This window comes from Streptomyces sp. NPDC046557 (genome assembly GCF_040645975.1).
Classification (GTDB): domain Bacteria; phylum Actinomycetota; class Actinomycetes; order Streptomycetales; family Streptomycetaceae; genus Streptomyces.
Map to the genome: position 1 here is coordinate 91,256 of NZ_JBEYZH010000011.1, position 25,344 is coordinate 116,599.

22 protein-coding genes and 4 pseudogenes are annotated in these 25,344 nt (G+C 73.6%); 13 read left to right on the forward strand and 13 right to left on the reverse strand.

Going from position 1 to position 25,344, the window contains the following annotated elements; all coding sequences use genetic code 11:
• Positions 1-42: 42 nt before the first annotated feature.
• Positions 43-480 (reverse strand): hypothetical protein, encoded by a 438-nt coding sequence (locus ABZ934_RS20515; RefSeq protein WP_361315047.1) that lies wholly within the window; start codon positions 478-480, stop codon positions 43-45.
• A 473-nt stretch (positions 481-953) separates the two neighbouring features.
• Between ABZ934_RS20515 and ABZ934_RS20520 the strand changes: the two are divergent.
• The 3 genes and pseudogenes from ABZ934_RS20520 to ABZ934_RS20530 form a co-directional block, all read left to right on the forward strand.
• Positions 954-1,415, forward strand: a pseudogene (locus ABZ934_RS20520) (two-component sensor histidine kinase); the annotation flags it as partial.
• A gap of 4 nt (positions 1,416-1,419) precedes the next feature.
• Positions 1,420-2,068, forward strand: a pseudogene (locus ABZ934_RS20525) (response regulator transcription factor).
• Between the two features lie 100 nt (positions 2,069-2,168).
• A complete protein-coding gene (locus tag ABZ934_RS20530) occupies positions 2,169-3,326 on the forward strand; it encodes an ROK family transcriptional regulator (protein ID WP_361315050.1) in 1,158 nt (385 codons plus the stop codon).
• A 154-nt stretch (positions 3,327-3,480) separates the two neighbouring features.
• On the opposite strand, the gene ABZ934_RS20535 is transcribed toward ABZ934_RS20530, so the two are convergent.
• Positions 3,481-4,248: a GntR family transcriptional regulator gene (locus ABZ934_RS20535; protein ID WP_361315053.1), complete on the reverse strand. Its 768-nt coding sequence runs from the start codon at positions 4,246-4,248 to the stop codon at positions 3,481-3,483.
• A 344-nt stretch (positions 4,249-4,592) separates the two neighbouring features.
• Here ABZ934_RS20535 and ABZ934_RS20540 point away from each other — a divergent pair, with 344 nt between their 5' ends.
• The 4 genes and pseudogenes from ABZ934_RS20540 to ABZ934_RS20555 all read left to right on the forward strand — a co-directional run bounded on the left by ABZ934_RS20540 (position 4,593) and on the right by ABZ934_RS20555 (position 9,421).
• Positions 4,593-5,480 carry an alpha/beta fold hydrolase gene (locus ABZ934_RS20540; RefSeq protein ID WP_361315056.1) on the forward strand — a complete coding sequence of 296 codons (888 nt, stop codon included), beginning with the start codon at positions 4,593-4,595 and terminating at the stop codon, positions 5,478-5,480.
• A 68-nt stretch (positions 5,481-5,548) separates the two neighbouring features.
• Positions 5,549-5,963 (forward strand): annotated as a pseudogene (locus ABZ934_RS20545) (alkaline phosphatase D family protein); the annotation flags it as partial.
• Positions 5,964-6,130: 167 nt separating this feature from the next.
• Positions 6,131-7,558 (forward strand): GNAT family N-acetyltransferase, encoded by a 1,428-nt coding sequence (locus ABZ934_RS20550; protein ID WP_361315058.1) that lies wholly within the window; start codon positions 6,131-6,133, stop codon positions 7,556-7,558.
• Between the two features lie 156 nt (positions 7,559-7,714).
• Positions 7,715-9,421 (forward strand): DUF885 domain-containing protein, encoded by a 1,707-nt coding sequence (locus tag ABZ934_RS20555; RefSeq protein WP_361315060.1) that lies wholly within the window; start codon positions 7,715-7,717, stop codon positions 9,419-9,421.
• A 63-nt stretch (positions 9,422-9,484) separates the two neighbouring features.
• On the opposite strand, the gene ABZ934_RS20560 is transcribed toward ABZ934_RS20555, so the two are convergent.
• A complete protein-coding gene (locus ABZ934_RS20560; protein WP_361315063.1) occupies positions 9,485-10,015 on the reverse strand; it encodes a rhodanese-like domain-containing protein in 531 nt (176 codons plus the stop codon).
• 93 nt (positions 10,016-10,108) lie between these two features.
• On the opposite strand from ABZ934_RS20560, the gene ABZ934_RS20565 reads away from it, so the two are divergent.
• Positions 10,109-10,555 carry an Lrp/AsnC family transcriptional regulator gene (locus ABZ934_RS20565; RefSeq protein ID WP_361315066.1) on the forward strand — a complete coding sequence of 149 codons (447 nt, stop codon included), beginning with the start codon at positions 10,109-10,111 and terminating at the stop codon, positions 10,553-10,555.
• 27 nt (positions 10,556-10,582) lie between these two features.
• Here ABZ934_RS20565 and ABZ934_RS20570 read toward each other — a convergent pair whose 3' ends face one another.
• From ABZ934_RS20570 to ABZ934_RS20580, 3 genes are all read right to left on the reverse strand, one after another.
• Complete coding sequence (locus ABZ934_RS20570; protein ID WP_361315069.1) at positions 10,583-13,597, reverse strand: SMC family ATPase; 3,015 nt, start codon at positions 13,595-13,597, stop codon at positions 10,583-10,585.
• On the reverse strand, positions 13,594-14,763 hold the full coding sequence (locus ABZ934_RS20575; RefSeq protein ID WP_361315072.1) for an exonuclease SbcCD subunit D: 1,170 nt from the start codon (positions 14,761-14,763) through the stop codon (positions 13,594-13,596). Before ABZ934_RS20575 ends, ABZ934_RS20570 begins: the two co-directional genes overlap by 4 nt.
• 115 nt (positions 14,764-14,878) lie before the next feature.
• Positions 14,879-15,505, reverse strand: coding sequence for a YigZ family protein (locus tag ABZ934_RS20580; protein ID WP_361315075.1), 627 nt, complete (start codon positions 15,503-15,505; stop codon positions 14,879-14,881).
• A 98-nt stretch (positions 15,506-15,603) separates the two neighbouring features.
• Here ABZ934_RS20580 and ABZ934_RS20585 point away from each other — a divergent pair, with 98 nt between their 5' ends.
• Positions 15,604-16,008: a CoA-binding protein gene (locus ABZ934_RS20585; RefSeq protein WP_361315077.1), complete on the forward strand. Its 405-nt coding sequence runs from the start codon at positions 15,604-15,606 to the stop codon at positions 16,006-16,008.
• 27 nt (positions 16,009-16,035) lie between these two features.
• Here the strand turns inward: ABZ934_RS20585 and ABZ934_RS20590 are convergent, their stop codons facing one another.
• Positions 16,036-16,632 (reverse strand): helix-turn-helix domain-containing protein, encoded by a 597-nt coding sequence (locus ABZ934_RS20590; RefSeq protein WP_361315208.1) that lies wholly within the window; start codon positions 16,630-16,632, stop codon positions 16,036-16,038.
• A gap of 119 nt (positions 16,633-16,751) precedes the next feature.
• Here ABZ934_RS20590 and ABZ934_RS20595 point away from each other — a divergent pair, with 119 nt between their 5' ends.
• Positions 16,752-17,618 carry an EamA family transporter gene (locus tag ABZ934_RS20595; RefSeq protein ID WP_361315210.1) on the forward strand — a complete coding sequence of 289 codons (867 nt, stop codon included), beginning with the start codon at positions 16,752-16,754 and terminating at the stop codon, positions 17,616-17,618.
• On the opposite strand, the gene ABZ934_RS20600 is transcribed toward ABZ934_RS20595, so the two are convergent.
• The gene (locus ABZ934_RS20600; protein ID WP_361315079.1) at positions 17,615-18,478 is read right to left on the reverse strand and encodes an acyltransferase; all 864 of its coding nucleotides are present in this window, start codon (positions 18,476-18,478) and stop codon (positions 17,615-17,617) included. The two genes, ABZ934_RS20595 and ABZ934_RS20600, sit on opposite strands and share 4 nt — an antisense overlap.
• A 128-nt stretch (positions 18,479-18,606) precedes the next feature.
• Between ABZ934_RS20600 and ABZ934_RS20605 the strand changes: the two genes are divergently transcribed.
• Positions 18,607-19,152, forward strand: coding sequence for a gamma carbonic anhydrase family protein (locus tag ABZ934_RS20605; RefSeq protein WP_361315082.1), 546 nt, complete (start codon positions 18,607-18,609; stop codon positions 19,150-19,152).
• A gap of 31 nt (positions 19,153-19,183) precedes the next feature.
• Here the strand turns inward: ABZ934_RS20605 and ABZ934_RS20610 are convergent, their stop codons facing one another.
• The 3 genes and pseudogenes from ABZ934_RS20610 to ABZ934_RS20620 form a co-directional block, all read right to left on the reverse strand.
• Complete coding sequence (locus ABZ934_RS20610) at positions 19,184-19,840, reverse strand: DedA family protein (protein ID WP_361315084.1); 657 nt, start codon at positions 19,838-19,840, stop codon at positions 19,184-19,186.
• 58 nt (positions 19,841-19,898) lie between these two features.
• A pseudogene (locus tag ABZ934_RS20615) lies at positions 19,899-20,057 on the reverse strand (fibronectin type III-like domain-contianing protein); the annotation flags it as partial.
• A gap of 500 nt (positions 20,058-20,557) precedes the next feature.
• Positions 20,558-21,010, reverse strand: a complete 453-nt coding sequence (locus tag ABZ934_RS20620; protein WP_361315087.1) for a DUF4442 domain-containing protein — start codon at positions 21,008-21,010, stop codon at positions 20,558-20,560.
• A gap of 96 nt (positions 21,011-21,106) precedes the next feature.
• On the opposite strand from ABZ934_RS20620, the gene ABZ934_RS20625 reads away from it, so the two are divergent.
• Both ABZ934_RS20625 and ABZ934_RS20630 read left to right on the forward strand, forming a co-directional pair.
• Entirely contained in the window at positions 21,107-22,147 is a 1,041-nt protein-coding gene (locus ABZ934_RS20625; RefSeq protein WP_361315090.1) for a hypothetical protein, read from the forward strand.
• A gap of 100 nt (positions 22,148-22,247) precedes the next feature.
• Positions 22,248-23,507 (forward strand): MFS transporter, encoded by a 1,260-nt coding sequence (locus tag ABZ934_RS20630; RefSeq protein WP_361315213.1) that lies wholly within the window; start codon positions 22,248-22,250, stop codon positions 23,505-23,507.
• A gap of 22 nt (positions 23,508-23,529) precedes the next feature.
• Here the strand turns inward: ABZ934_RS20630 and ABZ934_RS20635 are convergent, their stop codons facing one another.
• Together ABZ934_RS20635 and ABZ934_RS20640 are read right to left on the reverse strand one after the other, a co-directional pair.
• Positions 23,530-24,321 carry a fused MFS/spermidine synthase gene (locus tag ABZ934_RS20635; RefSeq protein WP_361315215.1) on the reverse strand — a complete coding sequence of 264 codons (792 nt, stop codon included), beginning with the start codon at positions 24,319-24,321 and terminating at the stop codon, positions 23,530-23,532.
• Positions 24,322-24,408: 87 nt separating this feature from the next.
• Entirely contained in the window at positions 24,409-25,254 is an 846-nt protein-coding gene (locus ABZ934_RS20640) for a patatin-like phospholipase family protein (protein WP_361315217.1), read from the reverse strand.
• Between the last annotated feature and the right edge of the window lie 90 nt (positions 25,255-25,344).

The window sequence follows — 25,344 nt, forward strand, 5'->3', positions numbered from 1 at the left end:
GTGGGCCCTGGTCCGTCCGGGGCCGCGGGGGCCGGGGCGGGGCTACGGCGGGTCGATCACCGTGACGCCGGCCATGAGCCGGTACGGGCCCTCCGCCTCCGAGTGGGCCACGCAAGCCACGATCCACCGGTCCTCGGCCCGCCACAGGTGTACGTGGTCGGTGCTGTTGCTGAGCTCCTCCCATGGCTCCGGTATCTCCTCCCCGTCGAGCCCCCGGTGCATCGTGCCCTCGAGGCTGAAGACCTGCGGCTCGCCCCATCGATCGGTGAGCGCCTGCTCCAGCGCCCCGTACTCGGCGCTGATCTGGTCGACCGCCTCGATCCGCCCCGAGCCGTCGTCCTCCCAGAAGTCGCGGGTCTCCACGAGCTGGACCAGGTGGTATCCCGGCCCACTGCTGTGCCGGCCGGACCAGACCGGCTCGGAAGGAAACACCTGCGCCCGGAGCCGGTCGATCGTGTCGAGATGCTCTGCCGTGGTCATGGCGTCAGTATCCCGGCCGCCACTGACAACTGGCCGGACGTCACGCCGCCCGATGTCACGCCGCCCTGCGTCGCACCGCCGGCCATCCCCCTCCCAAGGCCGCGAGCGACCACAGCGCGGCGACCCCGAGCCCGCTCCACGGGCCCAGCACCCCCTCAGCCGCCATACGCATGACCAGTTCACCCGCCCGATCGGGCATGAACTGGCCCGGCCCGCCCCCACCTGCCCGATGACGAACGGCAGGATCAGCAGGAAGGGTATGAGCAGGCTCATCACGAGGGTGCCGCTGCGCGCCAACGCCGTCAGACCGGCTGCCGGCAGGGCGATCAGCGTCAGGTAGACACCGCTGCCGAACACCGCCCGCAACGTTCCCGGGTCACCCAGGCCCAGGGCGCGCTGCCCCATGAAAGCCTGTCCGGTGACGAAAGTGACCACACCTGTGACCTCCCCGGTCAGGAAGGCCAGGACGGCCAACAGGCCGGGCGGCGCTGGAGGATCTGGAGCGGGTGCTACTGGTCCTGCGGGAGTCGGCGCAGCCACCGTCCCGGCGTCCCACACTGGCCGAGGCGGACCGGCTGCTGGAGTCGGCGCGGGCGTCGGGGGCGGAGGTCGACGCACAACTGAAGGGCTCACTCGAAACGTTGCCGGGCCCGGTCACCCGGGAGGGGTACCGGAATCTTCAGGAGGCACTGACCAACGTCCTGAGGCACTGCGGGCCCGTGCCCGTCCGGGTGCGGGTCGAGATGGGCCCGGGGCGGCTCGACTTGGAGGTGACGAATCCGCTGCCGGACGGGCCCAGCGTCATCACCGGGGGTGGCGCCGGCCTGCGCGGAATGAGGGAACGGGCGGCGCTGCTCGGCGGGGAGGCCGACACCGGTCCGCACGAAGGCCGTTGGAGGGTGCGGGCCCGGCTGCCGCGGGAGCGAATAACCTGATCCGATGCCGGTTACCGTACTGCTCGTCGATGACGAACCCCTGGTGCGCGCGGGCTTGCGTGCCGCGCTCGAAGCCCAGCCCGACATCGAAGTCGTCGGTGAGGCGGCGGACGGGGCGTCCGTGGTCCCTCTGGTACGGCAGCTGCGACCGGACGTGGTGGCGATGGACGTGCGGATGCCACTGCTCGACGGGATCGAGGCGACGCGCGCGGTACTGCGCTCCGTGGACGCACCGCCGAAGATCCTCGTGGTCACCACCTTCGAGAACGCCGAGTACGTCTACCAGGCGCCGCGTGCCGGTGCCGACGGGTTCTTGTCGAAGCGAGCCCGGCCGTCGGAGATCGTGCACGCCGTCCGGCTCGTGGCGGAGGGGGAGACGCTCCTCTTCCCGTCCGCGGTGCGGGCGCTGGCGGCGGAGTACGGCAATCGGAAGGCACGGGCCGTGCTGGAGCGGGCCGCGCTCACCGAGCGCGAGGAGGCGGTGCTCCGGCTGATGGCACGAGGGCTGACCAATGTGGAGATCGCCGCCGAGCTGATCGTCGGTACGGAGACCGTCAAGCCCATGTGAGCGCGATCCTGGCGAAGCTGGCGCGCGCGAACGGACGCAGGCGGTCATCGCGGCGTACGAGTCCGGATTCGTCTCGCCGGCCTGAGAGGACCGGGCGGATCCGCCGATGGGGGGCCGCTTCTCGCCGCCGCACCGGCTGCGCAGTACGATCCGGCTGACAGGGCCGCTAGCTGGGAGGACACACGTTGGGGCAGCTGACCGGCGGGGACCCCTCTCTGCTCCGGCGCATCAATTCGGCCGTGGTGCTGCGCGCCCTGCGGGCGGCCGGATCGCCGACCCTCACCGACCTCACCCGGGTGACCGGTCTGTCCCGGCCGACGGTGGAGGGAGTCGTCGAAGGGCTGATCGGGGGCGGGCTGGTCGTTGAGGCCGACGCCGAGGAAGGTGCGCGACGGCAGGGCCGACCGGCCAGACGCTTCCGCTTCCGGGCCGAGGCGGGCCATCTGCTGGGCATCGAGATCGGCTCCCACCGGATCGCCGTCCTGCTGTCCGGGCTGGACGGTCGGGTGATCGGCGCGGGCACCAAGGACGTCGCCGAGACCGCTTCGGCCGACGAACGCCTGGAGCGGGTTCGCGCGGCGGTGGCCGATCTGCTGCGGCGTGCCGGGATACCGCGGGACTCGCTGAGAGCGGTGGGCGTCGGCAGCCCGGGCATCGTGGAGGCGGACGGCACGGTCCGCCTCGGCACGGCGCTGCCGGGCTGGACCGGGCTGCCGCTCGGCGACCGACTGCGGCGTTCGTTCCGCTGCCCGGTGCGGGTGGAGAACGACGCCAACGCGGCAGCCGTCGCCGAGCACTGGAAGGGGGCCGCACGCGACACCGACGACATGGTCTTCGTGATGGCGGGCCTCAGTCCCGGGGCCGGCTCCCTCATCGGTGGCCGCCTGCACCGTGGTTTCGGCGGGGCCGCGGGTGAGATCGGCGCACTCCACCTGCTGGGGCGCGAGGCCACCCCGGAGCGGCTGCTGTCGACCACCGGCGAACCGCTGCACCCGCTGGATGAGCCGGCGGTCGCGGAGGTCTTCGCGATGGCCCGGCGGGGTGACGCGCGGGCCGTGGCGGCGGTGGAGCGGTTCCTGCAACGGCTGGTCCACGACGTGGCGGCGCTGGTCCTGGCCATGGACCCGGAGCTGGTCGTGGTCGGCGGCTGGGCCGCCGGCCTGGACGGGGTGCTCGAACCGCTGCGCGACGAACTGCGGCGGTACTGCCTGCGCCCGCCGAAGGTGGAGCTGTCACTGCTCGGTGAGGCGGCGGTGGCCACGGGAGCGCTGCGGCTGGCGCTGGACCACGTGGAGGAAGAGCTGTTCGCGGTGGAGAAGACGGTGACGGCCCGCCGGCGCTGAGGGCGGGCGGATCTTTTCGCCGGCCCTTCCGCTCCGCGCAGGGTCCTTGCGCCCGTCGTGGTGGCCTCCCGCTGCTCCCACCGGGCCCGCGCGCATGCCGCTGGTGCCGACATCCCTCACCGGCGCCGGTGGGCGCGGCCGTCGCGCCACCCCCTCAGGAAGCGGCGCGGGCGGTCTCCGTGATCTCGACCCCGGAGTCACCGAAGGTCAGGCGGCAGGTGTCCGCGCGGTAGGTGGCCACCGAGACGGCGGCCGTCCCCTCGGCGGTGAAGTAGCGGGTGGTGACCAGCAGCACGGGCGCGCCGGGCAGCCGATCGAGCTCCTTGGCGTCGTCCGCGCGGGCGGAGCCGAGTTCCACGGACCGGTCCTGCCCGTCGAGCGTGAGCCGCTGGAGCTCCCGCAGGACGGCTCGGGCCCGGGCCGGGCCGGTGGGCACGTCGATGGCGGAAAGCCCGGGCACCGACCCGGCGGGTACGTACAGCAGCTCGGCGGCGACGACCTGGCCCTGTGTGACGCGGGTCCGGCGCACCGTGTGCACCGGCTGGTCGGCGGTGAAACCCGGCCCGGTCGCCAGCAGCGTCCGGACCGCGGCGGGCGCCACGGCCTCGACCGCGTCCACGCTCTCCCAGCCGTCGGCGCTCTCCCCCGGCCAGCTGTGGCCCGTACTGCCCACGGCCACCCCCACCCGAGGCGGGGCGACGGTGGTACCGACGCCCCGGCGCCGCTGCAGTCGGCCTTCCAGCTCCAGTTGCTCCAGTGCCTGGCGCAGAGTGGCACGGGCGACTCCGAAGCGGGCGGCGAGCTCACGCTCGTTCGGCAGCACCTCGCCCACGGCGAAGTCCTGGTCCAGCGCCTCGCTGAGCACGGTCTTCAGGTGCCAGTACTTCGGTTCCGGCACCGATTCGAGCTGCGTGGTCCCCACCCTGACTCCTTCTGCAATCGCCGCAACGCCGTTTTCCGGCGGCAGTTCCGCACCGCAGTCCCGCACCGCAGTCGCACCGCAGTTCCGCGCCCTTGTTTATTAAAGGTTCCTGCACTATCCCTGCGACGATAGGACCGCGCCCCACCTTGGTCAAGACCAATGCTCACCGCTTTGCCGGGCAGATCGGGCATATGTAGCAAGCCGTTCACAGGATGTTCGCGCGCACGAGAGAGCGGTCCGGCCCCGACCGCCCCGCACACGCCGGAGCCTTGCCGTCGGGACCTACTGAGCGGTAGTCATTACTGACAGCCTGTCTCACACGCGTCCACCCGACGAGGAGCAGCATGACCGCCACGGTCTCCTTCCCCATCGATTCCCCGCACGGCCCGCGCACCGCCACCGTCGCCTACGAACGCAAGGGCGCCGGCGAGCCGCTCCTCCTCCTCCACGGCATCGGCCACCACCTCCAGGCGTGGCACCCCGTGACGGACATCCTGGCCGCCGAACACGACGTCATAGCCGTCGATCTACCCGGCTTCGGTCTCTCCGGCCCGCTGCCGCACGGCGTCCCCTACGGCCTGACCACGGTCGCCCCCGCGCTCGGCGCCCTCTGCTCGGCCCTCGGCCTGAAGCGTCCGCACGTCGCGGGGAACTCCCTCGGTGGCCTGCTCGCGCTCGAAATGGCCCGTGGCGGCCTCGTGCGCTCGGTCACCGCCCTCTCCCCGGCCGGATTCTGGTCGGAGAGCGAGCGCCGCTACGCGTTCACCGCCCTGCGCGCCATGCGCACCGGGGCCCGCGCACTGCCCCGTCCCGCGCTGGAGCGGCTCTCGCTCACCGCCCCGGGCCGGGCGGCGCTCACCGGGACCATCTACGCCCGCCCGGCGCGCCGTTCGCCCGCGGCCGTGGTCGCCGAGACGCTGGCCCTGCGCGGCGCCACCGGCTTCGACGAGACGCTGGCCGCGGGCGGCTCCGTACGGTTCACCGCCGACCTGCCCGGACTGCCCGTCACCATCGCCTGGGGTGACCGCGACCGACTGCTCCTGCGCCGCCAGGGCGTACGCGCGAAGCAGACCATCCCCGGTGCCCGCCTGGTCCGGCTGCCGGGTTGCGGTCACGTCCCGATGAACGACGACCCGGCCCTCGTCGCCCGGGTCATCCTCGACACGGCGCGCTCCGCCTCCGCCTCCGCCTCCCCCTCGTCCGCCCTGTCCGCGAGCACCATGGCCGGCTGACGGGTGTTCACCCGCGGTTCGCGCGGGCGACCCGGCAGATCCACTACCGCGTCCTGCTCGCCGATTGCGACCCCGGCGCACCGCTCGGCCGTGAACTCCAGATCGCCGAACTCCTACGCCACATCAAGCACCAGCGCATCACCGGCACGTTGTGGCTCACCGCCGACGTCCACTACACGGCCGCGAACCACTACGCGCCCGAGCGCGCCGCCTTCCCCGACTTCGCGCCGTTCCGGGAGTTCGTCTCCGGCCCCATCGGCGCGGGCGGCTTCCCGGCGGGCCGGCTCGACGCCACCTTCGGCCCGCGCACGGCCTACGCCCAGTCGGCGCCGGTCGCCAACATGTCGCCGGCGGAGACCCCCCGTACTACGGTGAGGTGTCGATCGACGGCGCAGCGGCGAGCTCACCGTCCGCTTGCGCCGTCAGGGAGGTGGCGTACTCTTCACCACCACGCTGCAGCCGGGGCGCGTGGGGCAGTCGTAGGCCTCCCCGGGGCCGCCCTCGGAAACCGCTTCGAAACAGGTAGGCCGCCCACAGTCGAACCAACCGGACCAACGCCCCGGATCGACCACATCGACCAGATCGACACTTAACCAGTCGGTCACAGATCGTTCGTGATCACGCAACACCCCTGCGCCACAGTGGTGTGCATGACTGACCGTAACCCCGCCTCCGCCCAGCGTCCCCACCGCCACCACCACTGGCGCCGTGACCTCGTCGAACTGGCCGCCCTGTTCTGCGCCGTCGCGGTCGCCGACGGCATCGCCAATCTCGTCGCGCACGGCCCCCGGGGCCCCATGCTGCTGGTGGCCTCGGCCGTCGCGCTCCTGGTCACGGCGACGTTCCACACGTGGTGGGCGCGCCGTCACAGCCATGCGCCGCCGCCGGGCACGGCGCTCCCCGATCCGGGCGGCCGGGCAGCCGGCGCCGCCTCTTCCCCGTCCACGACCGCCGCGCTGTGGCGGATGCGCACGACGGTGCGTGACGAGCCCGGCAGCCTGGCCGCACTCTGCTCGGCCCTCGCCCGCAACGGCGCGGACATCCTGACCCTCCAGACCCACCCGCTGCCCGAGGGCGGCACCGTCGACGAGTTCCTGCTCCGCGCCCCCCAGCAGTTGCCCTCCGCCGACCTGACCCGGGCCATCGCCGGGGCCGGCGGCCGCGACACCTGGATCGAGCGCGCCGACGCCCACGACCTGGTCGACACCCCCACCCGGGTCCTGGGTCTGGCCACCCGCACCGCCCTGGACGCCGCCGAACTCCCCCTGGCCCTGCGCCAACTGCTCGGCCGCTGCACCATCCACTCGATCCCCGCGACCACCCTCTCCGGCCGCCCCAACGCGGGCGCCGACGCCCCGGTCGAGGGGGTCCTGGAGGCCACGGTGATGCGGCTGCGCGATCCGTCGGGCGGCGCCATCACCGTCGAGCGCCCCTACCTGCCCTTCACCCCGACCGAGTTCGCCCGCGCCCGGGCCCTGGTCGAACTCGACGCCCGTCTGGGCCCTCGCGTGCCGCGCAGCCAGGACGTGCTGACCCTGCCCGAGGGCAACGAGATCACCGTGCGCCGCGCCGACGGCTCCGACCGGGCCGCCGCCCGCGCCATGCACGACCGCTGCTCCGAGCGGACGCTGGGCCTGCGCTACCACGGCCCGGTCGCCGACGCCGACCGCTACCTCGGGCACCTGCTGAGCCCCCGCTTCGGCCGAACCCTCGCCGCCACCACCGCCTCCGGCAAGCTCATCGCGCTCGGCCACCTGCTGTGGGACGGTGACGAGACCGAGGTGGCGCTGCTCATCGAGGACGACTGGCAGCGCCGCGGCATCGGGTCCGAGCTGCTGCGCCGCCTCATCGCCATGGCGGTCGAGGCCGGTTGCGACAGCGTGTACGCCGTCACCCAGGCATCCAACACCGGCATGGTGGCCGCCATGCGCGGCCTTGGTCTGCCGCTGGACTACCAGATCGAGGAGGGCACGCTGGTGATCACCGCCCGGCTGGGCGCGACGCCGGTCACCTCGCGGGTCCCGTACGAAGTCCCGCGTGAGCGGCCCGCCCACGAGGTCCGGCGCCACCGGGACTGACCGGCCGCACGACGGTCGGAAGGAAGCACAGCCCGAAAGGGCGGTCCGAACAGCCGGAGGGCGGTTCCCGGGAGGCCCGGTCCGCCCTCCCCCCGGTAAGCAGGCCGAGAGCGAACGCAGATGACGCGGGGAGGCCACCCGTACGAAGATGGCCGCATGTCAGACACCCTCCACAATGACAGCGCCTCCCGGCTTCCCCGGCAGGTCGCAGACGCCTACGTCGACGACCTGATCGCCATGGATCCGATCATCGGCACCTACCTCGGTGTCACCTCCAGCTCCGACAAACTGCCCGACTTCTCCCCCGCCGGTCGCGCGGCGGTAGCCGACCTCGCCCGCGCCACCCTCGCCGGGCTCGACGCCGCCGAGCGGCTGCCCGGCGCGGGCACCGATGTCGAGCGGCGCTGCGGCCGGCTGCTGCGCGAGCGGCTGACGGCGGAACTCGCCGTATACGAAGCCGACGAGGATCTGCGCGGGGTCAGCAACATCCACTCCCCGGCGCACGCGGTCCGCGAGGTCTTCACCCTGACCCCGGCCGAGACCGAGGAGGACTGGGCCGCGATCGCCCGGCGGCTGCGCGCCGTTCCCGAGTCCTTGGCCGGCTACCGGGAGAGCCTGCGCGTCGGGCTGGAGCGCGGCCTGTACGCCGGCCCCCGCGCCACCGCCACCTTCGTCGGCCAGCTCACCACCTGGGCGGGCCAGGACGCCGACGACGAGCGGGACTTCTTCGGCGGGTTCGCCGCGGCCGGCCCCGAGGTACTGCGCGCGGAGCTGGACAAGGCCGCGGCCGGGGCGACCGCCTCCGTCGTGGAGCTGCGCGACTGGATGCGCGACGTGTACGCCCCCGCCGTCGAGGGCCGGCCGGACACCGTGGGCCGTGAACGGTACGCCCGCTGGGCGCGGTACTTCAACGGCACCGACCTGAACCTGGACGAGGCGTACGCGTACGGCTGGGCGGAGTACCACCGGCTGCTGGCCGAGATGAAGGCGGAGGCCGCGAAGATCCTCCCGGGCGCGGGTCCCTGGGAGGCGCTCAAGCACCTCGACGAGCACGGCACCCACATCGAGGGCGTCGACGAGGTGCGGGCCTGGCTCCAGGGCATCATGGACGAGGCCATCGAGAACCTCGACGGAACCCACTTCGAACTCGCCGAGCGGGTCAAGAAGGTGGAATCCATGATCGCGCCGTCGGGCGGCGCCGCGGCTCCCTACTACACCAACCCCTCCGAGGACTTCTCCCGCCCGGGGCGCACCTGGCTGCCGACCATGGGCCAGACCCGGTTCCCCGTGTACGACCTCGTCTCCACCTGGTACCACGAGGGCGTTCCGGGCCACCACCTCCAGCTCGCGCAGTGGACGCACGTGGCGGACCGGCTCTCCCGCTACCAGGCCAGTGTCGGCATGGTGAGCGCGAACGTCGAGGGCTGGGCCCTGTACGCGGAGCGCCTGATGGACGAACTCGGTTACCTGCGCGACGCCGAGCAGCGGCTGGGATACCTGGACTGCCAGATGATGCGCGCCGCGCGGGTCATCGTGGACATCGGCATGCACCTGGGGCTGGAGATCCCGGCGGACTCCCCGTTCCACCCGGGCGAGCGTTGGACGGTGGAGCTGGCGCAGGAGTTCTTCGGCCTGCACAGCGGCCGGCCGGCGGACTTCATCGAGAGCGAGGTGACGCGCTACCTGTCGATGCCGGGACAGGCGATCGGCTACAAGCTGGGCGAGCGCGCCTGGCTGCTCGGTCGGGACAACGCGCGCGCCGCGCACGGCGACTCCTTCGACTTGAAGGCGTGGCACATGGCGGCGCTGTCCCAGGGCTCGCTGGGCCTGGACGACCTGGTGGACGAGCTGTCGAAGCTCTGACGGATGCGGCGGGCCGCCCGTCTCCCCCGAGGGGCGAACGGCCCGCCGCGCCGAACAGCGGTTTCAGCAGCCGCAGTCGTCGGAGTCGGTGGGCGCGGTCAGCGGGTCGGCTTCGGCGCGCCGCTCGCTGCCCTGCCAGGTCTCGACCTCGAAGCCCTCACGAATCCAGTATTCGATCCCGCCGAGCATCTCCTTGACCTGGAAGCCCCGTTCGGCGAGGGCCAGGGCGGAGCGGGCGGCCCCGTTGCAGCCGGGCCCCCAGCAGTAGGTGACCACCGGGACGTTCTTGTCCAGGAGCCGTTCGGCATGCTCGGGGACGAGGGCGGTGGGCAGGTGGATCGCTCCGGGCACGTGGGCCTGGTCCCAGGAGGGCGTGGAGCGGGAGTCGACGAGCTGGAAGCCGAGTTCGGCGCCCTGCTCGCGGTGGGCCTTGAAGGCGGCGGCGACATCGGACACGTCCGCGTGGAAGGCGAGGCTCGCCGCGAAGTAGGCGGCGGCCGCGGCCGGGGCGGCCGGGGGCACCCGAAGCACGGGGTTGGCGGTGGCGGGGGCGGCGGTCGCGGGGGCGGCGGTGTGGTCCTGTGTCGTCGTCATGGCTGAGAATCTACGAGTTGTCGAACACCCGCGGAAGTGGATTTCCCCGGCCTTCCTCTTGTTCGACCGTGAAATCCCCGCTAGACCTGCACCATGACCGACTTTTCACCGGACGCCACTGACTGGCGGATCCTGCAAGCCCTCCAAGACGACGGCCGGGCCGGCTTCACCGACCTGGCCCGCACCGTCTCCATGTCCGCCAGCGCCGTCACCGAACGCGTGCGGCGGCTGGAGGAAGCGGGCGTCATCACGGGCTACACCGCCGTGGTGGATCCGGCGAAGCTCGGCAAGTCGATCCTCGCGCTGATCCGACTGCGCTACCCACACGGCAACTACAAGCCGTTCCATGACCTTTTGGAGACGACCCCCGAGATCCTGGAGGCGCACCACGTGACGGGCGACGACTGCTTCGTCCTCAAGGTCGCCGCGCGCTCGATGTCGCATCTGGAGGAGGTCGCCGGGCGGATCGCCGGTCTCGGCCCGGTCACCACCAGCATCGTCTACTCGTCGCCGCTCCCCCGCAGGCCGCTCAGTCCTTGAGCGGACCCGTGTGACGGCGCCGGCGGTTCAGTTCGCCGGAGCGCCCGCCGTACGGTGGCGCACCACCGAGCCGCCGCGCTGCTTGACGATCTCCAACTGGGCCTGGACACGGCTGCGCAGGTCGGCGACGTGGCTCACGATGCCGACGCTGCGGTCGCGCTCGCGCAGGGAGTCCAGTACGTCGAGCACCTCGTCCAGGGCCTGGTCGTCGAGGCTGCCGAAGCCCTCGTCGATGAAGAGGGTGTCCAGGCGCATGCCGCCCGCCTCGTCGGTGACCACGTCGGCCAGTCCCAACGCGAGGGCCAGCGAGGCGAAGAAGGTCTCCCCGCCGGACAGGGTGGCGGTGTCCCGCTCGCTGCCGGTCCAGGCGTCCACGACGTGCAGTCCCAGGCCGGAACGGCCCCGTCCACCGGCCCGCGCGTCGGAGTGGACCAGCGTGTAGCGGCCGCCCGACATGCGCAGCAGCCGTACCGTCGCCGCGGCCGCGACCTGCTCCAGGCGCGCAGCTAGAACGTACGACTCCAGCCGCATCTTGCGCTCGTTGTCGGCGGAGGTGCCCGCGGTGAGTCCGGCCATCCGGGCCACCCGGTCGTACTCCTGGCGCAACGGGCCCAAGGCGCGCAGCTCCTGCTCCGCCTGCCGTGACAGTCGGTCGAGTTCGGCGCAGCTCACGCGGGCGGCGTCGAAGGCCGAGCCCGCCGCCCGCAGTTTCGCCGCGGCAACGGCCGCGTACTCCTCGGCGCCCTCCGGGTCGGCGGGCGGCAGGGCGGCCGCCGCGACGGTGTCCCGCTCGGCGTGCCGGTCCGCCAGCATGGCCTCCTCGGCCTGCCAGGCGTCCAACCGGTGCTGGAGTGCGGTGCGTTCGTACTCGGGCAGTACGGCGTCGGCCGCGGCCCCGGTGGTGTCGAACCCGGCCTTGAAGGCGGCGTCGGCCAGTTGGTCGTCGGCCTCCTTGAGCCGCGCGGCGGTGTCGTCGGCGCGGCGCAGGGCGGCGGCTGCCGCGGTGACGATCCGGACCCGGTCCTCCAGAACGCGGGCGCGGGCCGCGACACTGGGCGCGTCGCCCCGCACGAGAGCCAACTCGAGCTCCAGCACCGCCTGTTCCCGGTCCAGGGCCTCCCGCCGCGAGGCCCTGGCGGCGGCCCGGCGTTCGGCGTCGAGCCGGTCGGCGCTGCGGGCGGCGTACTCCCGCTCGGCGCGGGCCAGGCGCTCCCGGGCGGTGTGCAGCCCGGCCGCCTCCGCGTGGGCGGCGGCGTGTCGGGCGCTGAGGTCGGAGGTGCGCTCCAGGAGCTCGGCGGTGGTGGCGTCTCCGGCGGCGGCCGCGGCTTCGGCCTCGGCCTCCCGGACGGCGGCCAGTTTCCGCTCGGCGGCGCCCCGCCGCTCCTCGGCCTGCTCGAAGCGGGCGTGGGCGGCGTCTTCGGCGGCCCGGTCGACGTGTCCGGCGGTCGGGCGCGCGGGGAGCGGGTGCTCCGCCGATCCGCACACCGCGCAGGGCTCCCCCGCCACCAGGGCCGCGGCCAGTTCGGCGGCGATCCCCCGCAGCCGGGTCTCCTTCAGCTCCAGCCAGCTCTCGCGCGCGGCGGCGGACTCCTCGCGCAGCCGCAGCAGCGCGGCGTCCGCGACCTCGGCGTCGGCGGCGAGGGCGTCGCGCCGGCGGGCGGCGTTCAGGTGCAGCCGGGCCGGTTCCAGCCGGGCCGCGAGCTGCTCGGCGAGGGTGGCGGCCTGCTGGGCGGCTTCGACGCGTCCGGCCAGCTCGGCGCGGGTGCCCTCCCAGCGGGCGAGCCACTCGGCGGACTCCTGACGTTGCTCCTCGGCGTCCCGGGACTCCCGGTCCAGCGTGGCCCGCTCGCGGCCGATCTCGGCGCTGCGCTGCTCGGCCCGCCGGGCCGCCCCGACGGCGCCGAGTTCCTCCCGCAGCCGCTGCTCGAAGGCGGCGAGCTGCTCGGCTCCCGCTTCGGCGAGGCCGGACGGGAGTTCGGCGAGGGCGAGGCTCTGCGCGTGGGCGGCGGTCAGGTGCGCGGCGGCGGCCGCCCCGCGCAACTCCAGGGCGGGGGCGACGAGGGCGCCGCGGCGCGCCCGGTCGAGCAGGGCGCGCACCCGTTCGCGTTCGGGCTCGGCGGCTGCGAGCAGGGCGGCCCGGCGGGCGGTCTCCGCGTGGCGGCGTTGCAGCCGGTCGAGTTCCCGCGCCTCCTCGGCGGCCCGCCGGGCGGCCGCGTACCGGCCCTCCACGGCGGCCAGCGCGTATTCCGCGACGGCGAGCCGCTCCCGGGCGGCGCAGCGGGCGATCGCCGCCCACGCACGGACGGCCTCGGCGAGTCCGGGGTCGCCCGGCTGCCGACGGGGCAGCGGCCAGGCCCGCAGGTCGGCGCTGTCCCCGGCGGCCTGGGCCATGCGCTGGGCGATGCCGAGTACCTTCTGGTCGCCCGCGCGCACCTTGGCCTCGGCGGTTCGGCGCCGCTCGGCGAGCAGGGTTTCGACCGCGGCGAAGCGGCGGGTGTCGAAGAGCCTCCCCAGGAGCCGGCCGCGCGCTTCGGCGCCGGCGCGCAGGAACTGGGCGAACTCGCCCTGCGGCAACAGCACGACCTGGCAGAACTGTTCGCGGCTCATGCCGAGCAGTTGCTCGATCTCCTCGCCGATCTCCTGGTGGGAGCGGCTGAGCCCCTGCCAGGCGCCATTGAGGCGTTCGCGCAGCCGGCTCTGGGCCCGGTCCCTCGTCGTACCGCTGCCGCGCTTCTTGGGCCGGTCCTGCTCGGGCCGCCGGGTGATCTCCAGCCGGCGGCCGCCCGCGGTGAGTTCGAGGGTGACCTCGGTCGCGGTGTCGGGGCCGGCGTGGTCGCTGCGCAGACTGGTGAGGTGGGGGAGGCGGGAGCCGGGCACCGCGCCGTAGAGCGCGAAGCAGACGGCGTCGAGGACGGAGGTCTTCCCCGCGCCGGTGGGTCCGTGGAGCAGGAAGATGCCGGCGCCGGAGAGGGCGTCGAAGTCGATCTCCTGGGGCTCGGCGAACGGCCCGAAGGCGGTGACCGTGAGCCGGTGCAGCCTCATCGGAGGGTCTCCTGGTTCACGGCCTGGGTGCGTACGTCGTCGAATGCGCCCCGCAGCACCGCCCGTTCGGCATCGTCGGCGCGGCCTCCCCCGCGCACGTGCGCGACGAAGTCCTCGGCGATCTCCTGGTCGGTGCGGCCCTTCAGGCGCTGCGCGTAGGAGGCCGTGCCGTCCTCCTCGCGGCCCTCGGGGTCGAAGGCGAGGCTCAGGACGTGCGGGAAGCGGGCGGCGAGGCGGGCCATGGGGTCCTGGGGGCGGACAGGGTCGGTGAGAGTGGCCTCGATCCAGCGGTCCTCGTGGGCGTCGAGGGCCGGATCCTCCAGCAGTTCCTCCAGCCGGCCGCGGAGCCGGCCGAGGGCGCGCGGTACGGGTGTGTCGATCCGCTCGGCGGTGACGAGTTCGCCGGCCGCCCCGAGTTCGATCAGCCACATCGTCTTGCGGTGGTCGGTCTCGGAGAAGGAGTAGGCCAGCGGGGAACCCGAGTAACGGATCCGTTCGTTGATCTTCTGGCAGCCGTGGAGGTGGCCGAGGGCCACGTAGTCGACCCCGTCGAAGACGGCGGCGGGGACGGCCTCGACCCCGCCGACCGTGATGTCGCGCTCGCTGTCGCTGGCCTGCCCGCCGGTGACGAAGGCGTGGGCGAGGACGAGGGAGCGGGTCCCGGGAGCCCGGTCGGCGAGGTCGGCGCGGACCCGGTCCATGGCCGCGCCCAAGACCGCCTCGTGGCTGACCTTCGGCGCGCCGAGGGCCTCCTTCACCAGGGCGGGCTCCAGGTAGGGCAGCCCGTACAGCGCCACGTCACCGTGTACGTCGGCCAGCACCACGGGGTCGGAGCAGCCGGCCGGGTCGGTCCTGAGGTATATCCCGGCCCCCTCGATCAGTCCGGCACCGACCCCCAGACGGCGGGCGGAGTCGTGGTTCCCGGAGATCATCACCGTGGGCACGCCGAGCGCGGCGAGCCGGTGCAGGGCCCGGTCGTACAGCTCGACGGCGGGCAGCGGGGGCACGGCCCGGTCGTAGATGTCGCCGGCGACGAGGACGGCGTCCACCCCGTGTTCCTCGACGGTCGCGACGAGGTGGTCGATGAAGGCTGCCTGGGCGTCGAGCATGTTGACGCGGTGGAAGGACCGTCCGAGGTGCCAGTCGGAGGTGTGCAGAAACTTCACTCGCCGGCCCCGCCGCGCATGCCCGTCCCCCTGGTCGTCCTCTGTCCCTCTGCCCCCCTACGCTAACCCGTCGCGCGGGTCGCCACGGCCGCTCCGGCAGGTCCGCGCCCGGCGGTCAGGGCGCGTACGTCTCCCCGCCCAGGGTGAGGGTCGCGCTGCCCGCGGTGCTGTCGGCCAGCCATGCCTCGAAGGCGGGGAGGTCGGCTTCGGGGAGGGCGACCTCGATCTCGACGGCGGAGCCGTAGCGCAGGTCGACGACGGTCCGGCCGGTGGAGCGCAGGTCGTTCTGGGTCTTGCCGGCCCGCTGGTGGTCGACGGTGACGGTGGCCAACCGGTAGCGCCGACGGGTGACGGTGCCGAGCGCGTCGAGGGCTTCGCCGACGACCCCGCCGTAGGCCCTGATCAAGCCGCCGGCGCCGAGCTTGACGCCGCCGTAGTACCGCGTGACGACGGCGACCGCGTACCGGATGTCGCGCCGCGTCAGCATCTGCAGCATCGGCACCCCGGCGGTGCCGCCCGGTTCGCCGTCGTCACCGGCCTTCTGGACGGAGGCGTCGGCGCCGATCACGTAGGCGAAGCAGTTGTGCGAGGCGGTGGGGTGCTCCTTGCGGACGCGCGCGATGAACTCCTGTGCCTCCCGCTCCGTCGCGGCGGGCGCGAGCGCGCACAGGAACCGCGAGCGGTTGATCTCCGCCTCGTGCACGCCCTCCCGGGCCACCGTCACGTACTGGTCTGCCTTCACCGCTCCCACCCTACGGGGAATCGGACAGGCGTCCGCGCGGTTGATCCCCGCGTGCGGCCGGGACGAGCCGGGCCGGCGGGCAGCAGGAGGCGGTGCGCGTGTACGGCGACCAGGAGACCATCCGCAGGATCCTCACCGAAGCCGGTGACACCTGGGCCGTGGTGGGCCTGTCGAACAACGAGAGGCGGGCGGCCTACGGGGTGGCGCGCGTGCTGCAGCGGTTCGGGAAGCGGGTGGTTCCCGTACACCCCAAGGCGGAGACGGTGCACGGCGAGCCCGGGTACGCGTCGCTCGCGGACATCCCGTTCCCGGTGGACGTGGTCGACGTCTTCGTCAACAGCTCCCTCGCGGGTCCGGTCGCCGACGAGGCGGTGGCGATCGGCGCGCGCGCCGTCTGGTTCCAGCTGGGGGTGATCGACGAGGCCGCCTGCGCGCGGACGCGCCAGGCGGGCCTGCTGATGGTCATGGACCGGTGCCCCGCGATCGAGATCCCCGCCCTGTAGCGACGCCCGTGGCGTCGCCGACGCCCGTCAGTGCGAGGCCGGCGGTTCGTGCCCGCCGACCGGCGGGATGGAGACCGCCATGGTCATTTCCATCGGTTCCGGGCCGTCGTTGCGGTACTCGTGCGGGACGTTCGCCTCGAACGAGACCGCCCCGCCCTGCGGCACCTCGTACGGTTCGCCGTCGACGGTGAGGGTGAGCCGTCCTGCCGTGACGTGCAACATCTCCAGGGTCCCGGCCGGGTGCGGGTCCGACGCCGTGCCCTCGCCCGGCTCCAGCCGGTACGTCCACACCTCAAGCGGGCCGCGCCGGTCGTCGCCGAGCAGCATCGTCGCGCCGCTGCCCCCGTCCGTGGACCACATCCGTACCCCCTCGCCGGGCGGCACGAGGTGGACCCGCGGGCCGCGGTCGCGGTCCAGCAGCGTGGTGATGCTCACGCCGAGGGCGTCGGCCAGTTTGACCGTGGTGCCGACGCTGGGGTTCGTGCGGGCCTGCTCGATCTGGATGATCATCCCGCGGCTCACGCCCGCCCGCGCCGCCAACGCCTCCAGGGTGAAGCCGCGTTCGCCTCGCCAACGCCTGAGGTTGCGCGCGAGCGCTTGGGTGAGCTGTTCCAGGTCCGACACCATTCCCCCAGCTTCTGCGTCCAATATTCTGGATGACGCAGTCCATCAAACTGAACTACGGTGTGGTGTACTCGACGCTGCACCCCACCGTTCACCACACTGTACTGCGAGGTCCCCGCATGACCGTCCTCTTCGCCCTGGCGACAGCCCTGCTGTGGGGACTCGCCGACTTCGGCGGCGGGCTGCTGACGCGCCGCATACCGGCGCTGACGGTGGTGGTGGTCTCGCAGGTCGTCGCCGTCGTCGTGCTCGGTGCGATGGTGCTCGCCACCGGCGCCTGGCGGGAGGCCGGGCCACAGCTGTGGTTCGCGGCGGCCGCCGGGCTCGTCGGACCGGTCGCGATGCTCAGCTTCTACAAGGCGCTGGCCCTCGGCCCGATGGGCGTGGTCTCCCCGCTCGGCTCCCTCGGCGTGATCGTTCCCGTCGGAGCCGGTCTGGCGCTGGGCGAGCGCCCGGGTCCGGGGCAGTTCGCCGGCATCGCGGTGGCCGTCGTCGGCATCGTCCTGGCCGGCGGACCTGAACTGCGCGGAGCGCCGGTACAGCGCCGGGCCGTCCTGCTCACCGTGGTCGCCGCGTTCGGTTTCGGCGCGGTGATGGCCCTCATCGCGGAGGCGTCCCACACCGTCACCGGGCTCTTCCTGGCCCTGTTCGTGCAGCGCGTGACCAATGTGGTCGCGGGCGGCACGGCCCTGTGGGCGCAGGTGCGGCGGGGCGCGCCCGCCCTGCCGGACGGCAACGGGCCCCGGCTCCTGTGGTGGCTCCTGCCGGCGCTGGCCTTCGTCGGGCTCGCGGACGTCGCGGCGAACGGCACGTACTCCGTGGCCGCGCAGAGCGGCCCGGTCACGGTGGCCGCCGTGCTCTCCTCGCTCTACCCGGTGATCACGGCGCTCGCCGCCTTCGCCGTCCTCAAGGAGCGCCTGCGTACGGTCCAGGCCGCCGGAGCCGGCCTCGCCCTCGCGGGGACCGTCCTGCTCGCCGCCGGTTAGCCCGCCGGTCGGCCCGCCGCCGGTCGGCCCGCGCCGGAGCCGAGCCGCTCGGCCTTGGGCCCCGTCTCCCTCTCCGGCTCGGCCACTACCTCTGCCTTGGCCACTACCTCTGCCTTGACCTCCGCCTCGGCTTCGGCCTCCGCCAGGGCGGCCAGGCCCCGCAGTTGCTCCGATGTGATGCCGTCGGCGATCGGGACCGGCGCCGGGGTGCGCAGCGGCGGCTGCCAGCCCGTCTCGGGCTCCCACCGCCGCACGATGCGCGCCGGGGCCCCCGCCACCACCGCGTGGTCCGGCACCTCGCCCCGTACGACGGCTCCGGCCGCCACGACGACGTTGCGGCCGAGCCGCGCCCCCGGCAGGATCACCGCCCCGGTGCCCAGCCAGCAGCCCGGGCCGATCTCCACCGGCGCGCTGCGCGGCCACTGCCGGCCGACCGGCTCGTGCGGGTCGTCGTAGCTGTGGTTGGTGGAGGTGATGTACACGCCCGGCCCGCAGAAGGTGTCGTCCCCGATACCGATCCGGGCATCGGCTATGACGTGGCTGCCGCGGCCGAGGACCACCCCGTTGCCGAGCACGAGCAACGGGTCCGGGCCGAGGTCCAGGTCGGGCATCATCCCGGCCGTCAGGGTGACCTGCTCGGCGATGATGCAGTGGTCGCCGAGGCGGATCCACCGCTCGCCGAAGACGGTTCCCTGGGGGAAGGCGAGGCGCGTGCCGTGGCCGATCGCGCCGAAGCGCAGCCGCCCGGGCGTTTCGGGGGTCACGGCCCCGGCACGTTGCATCCAACGCCACCCGGCCTGGACGGCGCGGTTGGCCATGCGACGGCGCAGGGATGAGAACGTGTTCTGGTTCTTCGGCACCGGGTCACCGTAGCGTGCCGCGCGCCGCCACCGCGCCGTGATCTTCACCCCATCGCCGAAGGCCCCGCCCCCGTGTCCTACGGTGCTGTGAGCGCGGCACGGAGCACAGAGAACCGAGGGAAGAGAACATGACACAGCAGACGGACCGGGCACTGGTGGCGGGCGTGGGCGGAAAGCGGCCGGTCGTCGACCCGTCGGCCTTCACCGCGCCCACGTCCGTGGTCGTCGGCGACGTCACACTGGGCGCCGGCTCCAGCATCTGGTACTCGGCGGTGCTGCGCGCCGACTGCGGGCCGATCGTCCTGGGCGCCGACAGCAACGTGCAGGACAACTGCACCGTCCATGTGGACCCCGGGTTCCCCGTCACCATCGGCGAGCGCGTCTCCATCGGCCACAACGCCGTCGTGCACGGCTGCACCGTCGAGGACGACTGCCTGATCGGCATGGGCGCGACCGTCCTGAACGGCGCGGTGATCGGCGCCGGGTCGCTGGTGGCGGCGCAGGCGCTGGTCCCGCAGGGCATGGTGGTGCCGCCCGGCTCGCTGGTCGCGGGGGTCCCGGCCAAGGTGCGGCGGGAGCTGACGGAGGAGGAACGCGAGGGCATCCGGGTCAACGCCCTGATGTACACGGGGCTGGCCGAGCAGCACCGCGCGGCGGTGGGCCCGACGGCCTGACCGGGCCCACCGGAGCTGTCCGGGGTCGGTCTCAGTCCGAGATCGACGCCGGCGCCGGGGCCGCGGGTTCGCCCTCGGCCGCGCTCGCCGCCTTCCGCATCCGGTGGCGCAGCACCAGGGTCACCGTGAGCCCGATCAGCAGGGCCGCCACCAGCGCCAGCCACGAGAACCGCTTCAGCCACGGCTCGGCGACGACGCCGACGGTGTAGATGACGGCGGTCGTGCCGCCCGCCCAGATGATCCCGCCGAGCACGTTGGCGATGAGGAACTTCCAGTACGGCATGCGCAGCACGCCCGCCAGCGGCCCGGCGAAGATCCGCAACAGGGCCACGAACCGCCCGAAGAAGACGGCCCACATGCCCCACTTCTCGAAGGAGCGCTCCGCGAGGGCGACGTGCTGCGGCCCGAAGTGCTTGGGGAAACGCCGACCCAGCCGCTCCAGCAGCGGTTTGCCGCCCCGGCGCCCGATCGCGTACCCGATGGAGTCGCCGATGACGGCGCCCGCGATGGCGCACAGTCCCAGCACCACCGGATCGATGTGCCCCTGCTGCGAGGCCAGCAGGGCCGCGCTGACCAGGACGATCTCACCGGGCAGCGGAATGCCCAGGCTCTCCAGTCCGATGACCAGCCCCACAAGGAGATAGACGCTGATCGCCGGGATCGTCTCCAGCCATTCCTGGATGTGCACCGGTACGTCCTCCAGAGTCGTCCCCGGCGCGCCCCCTGTGACACGCCGAACAGGCAGCCTATCCGCTCGCCACGACAGCCTTCCCGCTCAGCGGCGGTTCGCGCGGTGAACGGCCGACGTACACCTCGCGGGGGCCGGAGCCCCGTGCCCGGGCGTGCCGCTCGGGATCCCAGGACGACAGTGCCCGCGCTTCCACGTCCACCGTGACCCGCCGCTCCTCCCCCGCGGCCGGCGTCGGCCGCCGGTGGCCGCCGGTGGCCGACCAGCGCGCGCACCGGCTGGTCCGGCTTCAGCTCGGTGGACGGGCCGACGCACACCTGCGGCACGTCCCTGCCCGCGGCGGCCGGTGCTGCGGACGGTGAACTCCACGGGCATCCGCGGCGCAGGGGCCGCACCGCCGGCTTCGTGTACTCCCACGTCGTGTACGAGAGCCCGTGCCCGAACGGGAACAGCGGCTCCACGCGCTGCGCGCCGTACCGGCGGTGGCCGACGTGGACGCCATCGGAATACCCCTGGCGCCCGGCCACGCCTGGTAGCGCAGCGGCCACCGCCGACCGGGGTGGCCCGCTCGGGGCTCCCTGCGGCGTCGGCGAGGACGGGAGCGGCCCGCGCCGGACCGCTCCCCCGCCCACTTTCGGCCCGCGCCCGCCGGCCCGCGCCGGGACGCGCCACCGGTGCCCGTAGATTCAGCCCTGCGGCGGCGGCGCCGAAGACGTTTTACGCGTTGGGCCGCAGGGTCCAGACGACCGTCATCTCGCCGGTCACGGCCTCGTCCTCGCGCTGGATCGCGACGGTGACGGGGAACTCGGGGCGACCGCCCGCGTCGAGTTCCGCGACGACCTCGGCGGCCGGGCGGCCGAGGGTGGCGGTGGCGGTCACGACGCCCTTGGCCAGCTTCTTGTAGCCGATCTCGGCCTTGACGGCGAGCGGTACGGCGCGCGAGAGCCGGTCCCCGAACGCAGCGAGGACGATGGCGCCGCTCGCGGACTCGGCCAGGGTGAACATCGCGCCCGCGTGCGGACCGCCGACGTGGTTGTGGAAGTCGGGCTGGTCGGGCAGCCGGACGACGGCGCGTTCGGGGGTCGTCTCCAGGAACTGGAGGTTCAAGGTGCGGGCCATCGGCACGGTCGCGGCGAGCAGTTCGCCCACGTTCATCTGTTCTGCGCTCATGACCCGCGATGTTACCCACGAGTAAGGGCGGTTGACCAGACCGGACGAGGGGGCGGCCGTGGCCACTGTCCTTCCCTCCCACTATCGTTACCGGCCATGTGGCCAGGACAGCAGCAGCCGCCCGGGGGACAGCCCGACCCCCGGGACGCGCAACAGAACCCGTACCAGCAGCAGCCGGGACAGCCGAACCCGTACCAGCAGCAGCCGCAACCGGGATTCGGTGAGTCGCAGCTTGGCTACGGATACCCGCAGGCGGGCTACCAGACGCCCCCGCCCGTTCAGCCGTGGGGTCAGCCCCAGCCGGCGCCGCAGCCGCCGACGCGCGGCAGGAGCCCGTACGCCACCAAGACGGTGGCCATCATCGCCGCCGCCGCAGTGGTCGTGACCGCGGCCGTCACCGGGACGTTCGTCCTCACGCGCGACAAGAAGACCACCCACCAGGCCAACGACAAGCCGGCCACCGTGTCGTCGGCTCCCGCCGTCACTTCGCCCCCGCCGCCGGCCCCGAGCGGCAACCCGCGCGCCGGCGGCGAGGTCAAGCCGGTGATCCCCGGCTGGAAGGTCGTCGTCAACCCGTTGCACGGCACGGCCTTCGACGTACCGGCGGACTGGACCGTCGCCAGCTCCGGCATGAGCAGCGGCTTCGAGGACTCGAAGAAGGGCGACGGCTCCCCCCTCGTCATGATGACGGCACCCGCCTACTACAAGCAGGACTGGTGCAAGGTCGACTCCAACAAGGACGGCAAGGAGGAGACCACCGAGCTGGCCGGGACCGGCGCCAAGGGCGCCCAAGGCGCCAAGGACACCGCCGAGGCCGCGCGCATCGCCGCCGAGAACTGGGTGTACGCCGCCTACGCCCAGGACGCACCGAACCCGAAGGAGACGGTCAAGTCCACGGACGCCAAGGACTACACGACCCTCTCCGGCCTCAAGGGCAGCTTCTCCACCGCCACCGCCACCGGCCTGCCGAAGAAGAACAAGTGCTCCTCGGACGGCAAGAGCATCGCCTTCGCGTACAAGCTCGCCAACGGTGACTTCGCCGTCTGGGTCCTCTACGCGGCCGCGGGCGTCCCCGGCGAGGTCTCCAAGGAGACGTACGAGAAGATCCTGAGCTCGGTCCGCCTCACCGGCAGCTGATCCAGGGCCTCCCCCGCCCGGGCCGACAATCCGTTTGGATTGCCGAGCCGGGGCGGGTGATAGTCCGGGGGTGAGTTCTCCCCCCGCCGCCCCGTCCCGCATGCCCTCCCGCCACCGGCCCGCCTGGGCCGGCCGCAACTACACCCTGCTGACCGGCGCCGCCGTCGTCACCAACCTCGGCAGCCACGGGGCGCTGATCGCCGCCGCCTTCGCCGTCCTCGACGCGGGCGGGAGCACGGGCGACGTCGGACTGGTGGCGGCGGCCCGCACCCTGCCGCTCGTCCTCTTCCTGCTGATCGGCGGCGCGCTGGCCGACCGGCTGCCGCGCCACCGGGTGATGGTCGCGGCCAACGCCCTCAACTGCCTTTCGCAGGCCGCCTTCGCCACGCTCGTCCTCACCGGTGACCCGAAGCTGTGGCAGATGATGCTGCTCACCGCCCTCGGCGGCACCGGCACCGCCTTCTTCAACCCCGCCGCCGAGGGCATGCTGCTGTCCAGCGTCTCAGGCGAGCACGCCAACCGCGCCTTCGCCCTGTTCCGGATGGCCGTGAACGGAGCGGGCATCGGCGGCGCGGCCCTCGGCGGGGCGATGATCGTCGCGATCGGCCCGGGCTGGGTACTGGCCGTGGACGCCGCCGCCTTCGCCGTCGCGGGCGCGCTACGGGCCTTCCTGCGGGTCGGCCACATCGCCGACCGGGCCCCCGGCGGAGGTCTCCTGGCCGATCTGCGCGAAGGGCGGCACGAAGTCACGAGCCGCTCCTGGCTGTGGGGGATCGTGCTCCAGTTCTCCGTCGTCGTCGCCGTCGTGGGCGCGGCGGAGGCCGTGTACGGGCCCCTGGTCGCCCGGGACCGACTGGGCGGCCCCGCTCCGTGGGGGGCGGCCCTGGCCTTCTTCGGCCTGGGCACGATCGGCGGGGCGCTCCTCATGACGGTGTGGAAGCCGCGCCGGCTGCTGCTGGTCGGCACGCTGTGCGTGTTCCCGATGGCGCTGCCGTCCGCCGCGCTGGCAGTGCCGCTGCCGGCCTGGGGGCTGTGCGCCGTGATGCTCGTCAGTGGCGTGGCCATCGAGGTGTTCGGCGTGAACTGGATGACGACCCTGCACCAGGAGATACCGGAGGACAAGTTCTCCCGGGTCTCGGCGTACGACTGGTTCGGCTCCGTCTCGATGCTCCCGCTGGCCACCGCGCTGGCCGGCCCCGCCGAGACGCTCCTCGGCCGTACGCGGGCCCTGTGGGGATGCGCGACGCTCGTGGTCGTGGCCACGGCCCTGGTCCTCGCCGTGCCGGAGGTACGCCGCCTCACCCGCCGTCCGACGCCGGAGCCGGCCCCCGACCCGACGCCCGAGCACGCAGCCGTGTGAAGCCCCGCCCGCCGCGGCGGGGCTATCCGACGCTGAACGCCCCCGCCGGGGGCTCCGGCGAGGCCACCGCCTCGGCGTCCCGCACCGGAACCGCGCCCCGTACCAGCCGGGCGAGGGCCGCGCCCGCCTCCACCCGGGCCGGGAACGCGTCGGCCGCGCACCGCCGGGCCAGGGCCGCCACCGGGACCTCCCGGTCCGAGGCCACCAGCACCGCGTTGCCGAACCTCCGCCCCCGCAGCACCCCCGGCTCCGCGATCAGCGTCAGCTCCGCGAACACCGCCCCGAAGTTCGCCAACTGCCCGCGCAGGAAGGCGAACGGCGCCCCGTCCGCCAGGTTCGCCACGTACAGTCCGCCGGGCCTCAGCACCCGCGCCGCCTCCCGCGCGTACTCCAGCGAGGTCAGTTGTGACGGGACCCGCGAGCCCCCGAAGACGTCCGCGACGACCACATCGGCGCTCGCCGCGGGAGCGCCCCCCAGCCAGGCCCGCGCGTCGGCGGCGTGCACCGTGATGCCGGAGTCCTCACCCCACGGGAGGTGCTCCGCCACCAGGGCCACCAGCCCCGCGTCGAACTCCACGACCTGCTGCCGGGACCCCGGCCGGGTCGCGGCGGCGTACCGCGGGAGCGTCAGCGCGCCCCCGCCCAGGTGCAGCAGGTCCAGCGGCGCCCCCGGCTCCGCCGCGCAGTCCAGGACGTGGGCGAGGCGGCGTACGTACTCGAACTCCAGGTGCTCCGGCTCGTCGAGGTCGACGTAGGACTGCGGCGCCCCGTCGACGGTCAGCAGCCAGGCCCGCTCCCGGTCCACGTCCGGCATCAGCTTGGCGGTTCCCTGGCCCACGTCCCGGATCACCGGGATCTGCTCGTCGTTCACCCCACCATTGTCAGGCCCTCCGGACGCCGGTCAGGCCCCCCAGACGCGCGCCGCCTCCACCGCATGCGCCACCGCCTGGGCCAGCCCCGCGCGGGCCGCCGGGTCCCGCCGGGCGGGATCCAGGACGTTGCGCCCGAAGGTCTTGCGGGCCTCGGCGGACGGGGTGATCAACAGGACTTCCGCCCCGGCCTTCCGCAGCCGCTCGGCCTGCGCGGCGGGCGACGGGATCAGCTTCGATCCGAGCGACATCGGCGCGATGATCACCACCCGCTCGTAGCCGGCGGCCAGGTCTGCGTTGGTCGCGGAGCGGACTCCGCCGTCGATGAACCGCCGGCCGTCCACCGTCACCGGCGGCCACACCCCGGGCACCGCGCAGCTCGCCGCGACCGCGTCCAACAACCCGGCCCCGCTCTCCCGGTCGAAGGCCGCCAGTTCCCCGGTCAGCGCGTCGACGGCGGTCACGACCAGCCGCCGCTCGGGCCACTCGTACGAGACGAGCCGGGCCTTCAACACCTCGCGGCGCACCGCCTCGGGCTCGGTCTGGGCGGCCAGCGCGAAGGCACCGACCCGCCTCCGATAGGTCGCGGCGTCCCGGGAACGCAGCATCGAGACGGCGTACCGCGCGAAAGTGCCGGCTCCCAGCTTCGCCGCGAGCTCGCCGGCCGGCTCCCCGAGCTGGCGCTCGTACAGCTCCCTCGGCGTGAGCAGCCCGGAGGCCAGCTGGGCGCCGACGACCGAACCGGCCGAGGTGCCGACCACGAGGTCGGCGGTGGTCAGGTCCGTGCCCGCCGCGGCCAGGCCGCACAGGATCCCGGTCTCCCATCCGACCCCGGTCAGTCCGCCGCCGCCGAGCACCAGTGCCGTCTTGCCGCCCATCGCCGCCCGCCCCTCGTCACGTCGCACCCTTGTGGTGACGGCAGTCTGACGCAGCCCCACCACCGTCACCACACCGGGTGTCCCACCGAC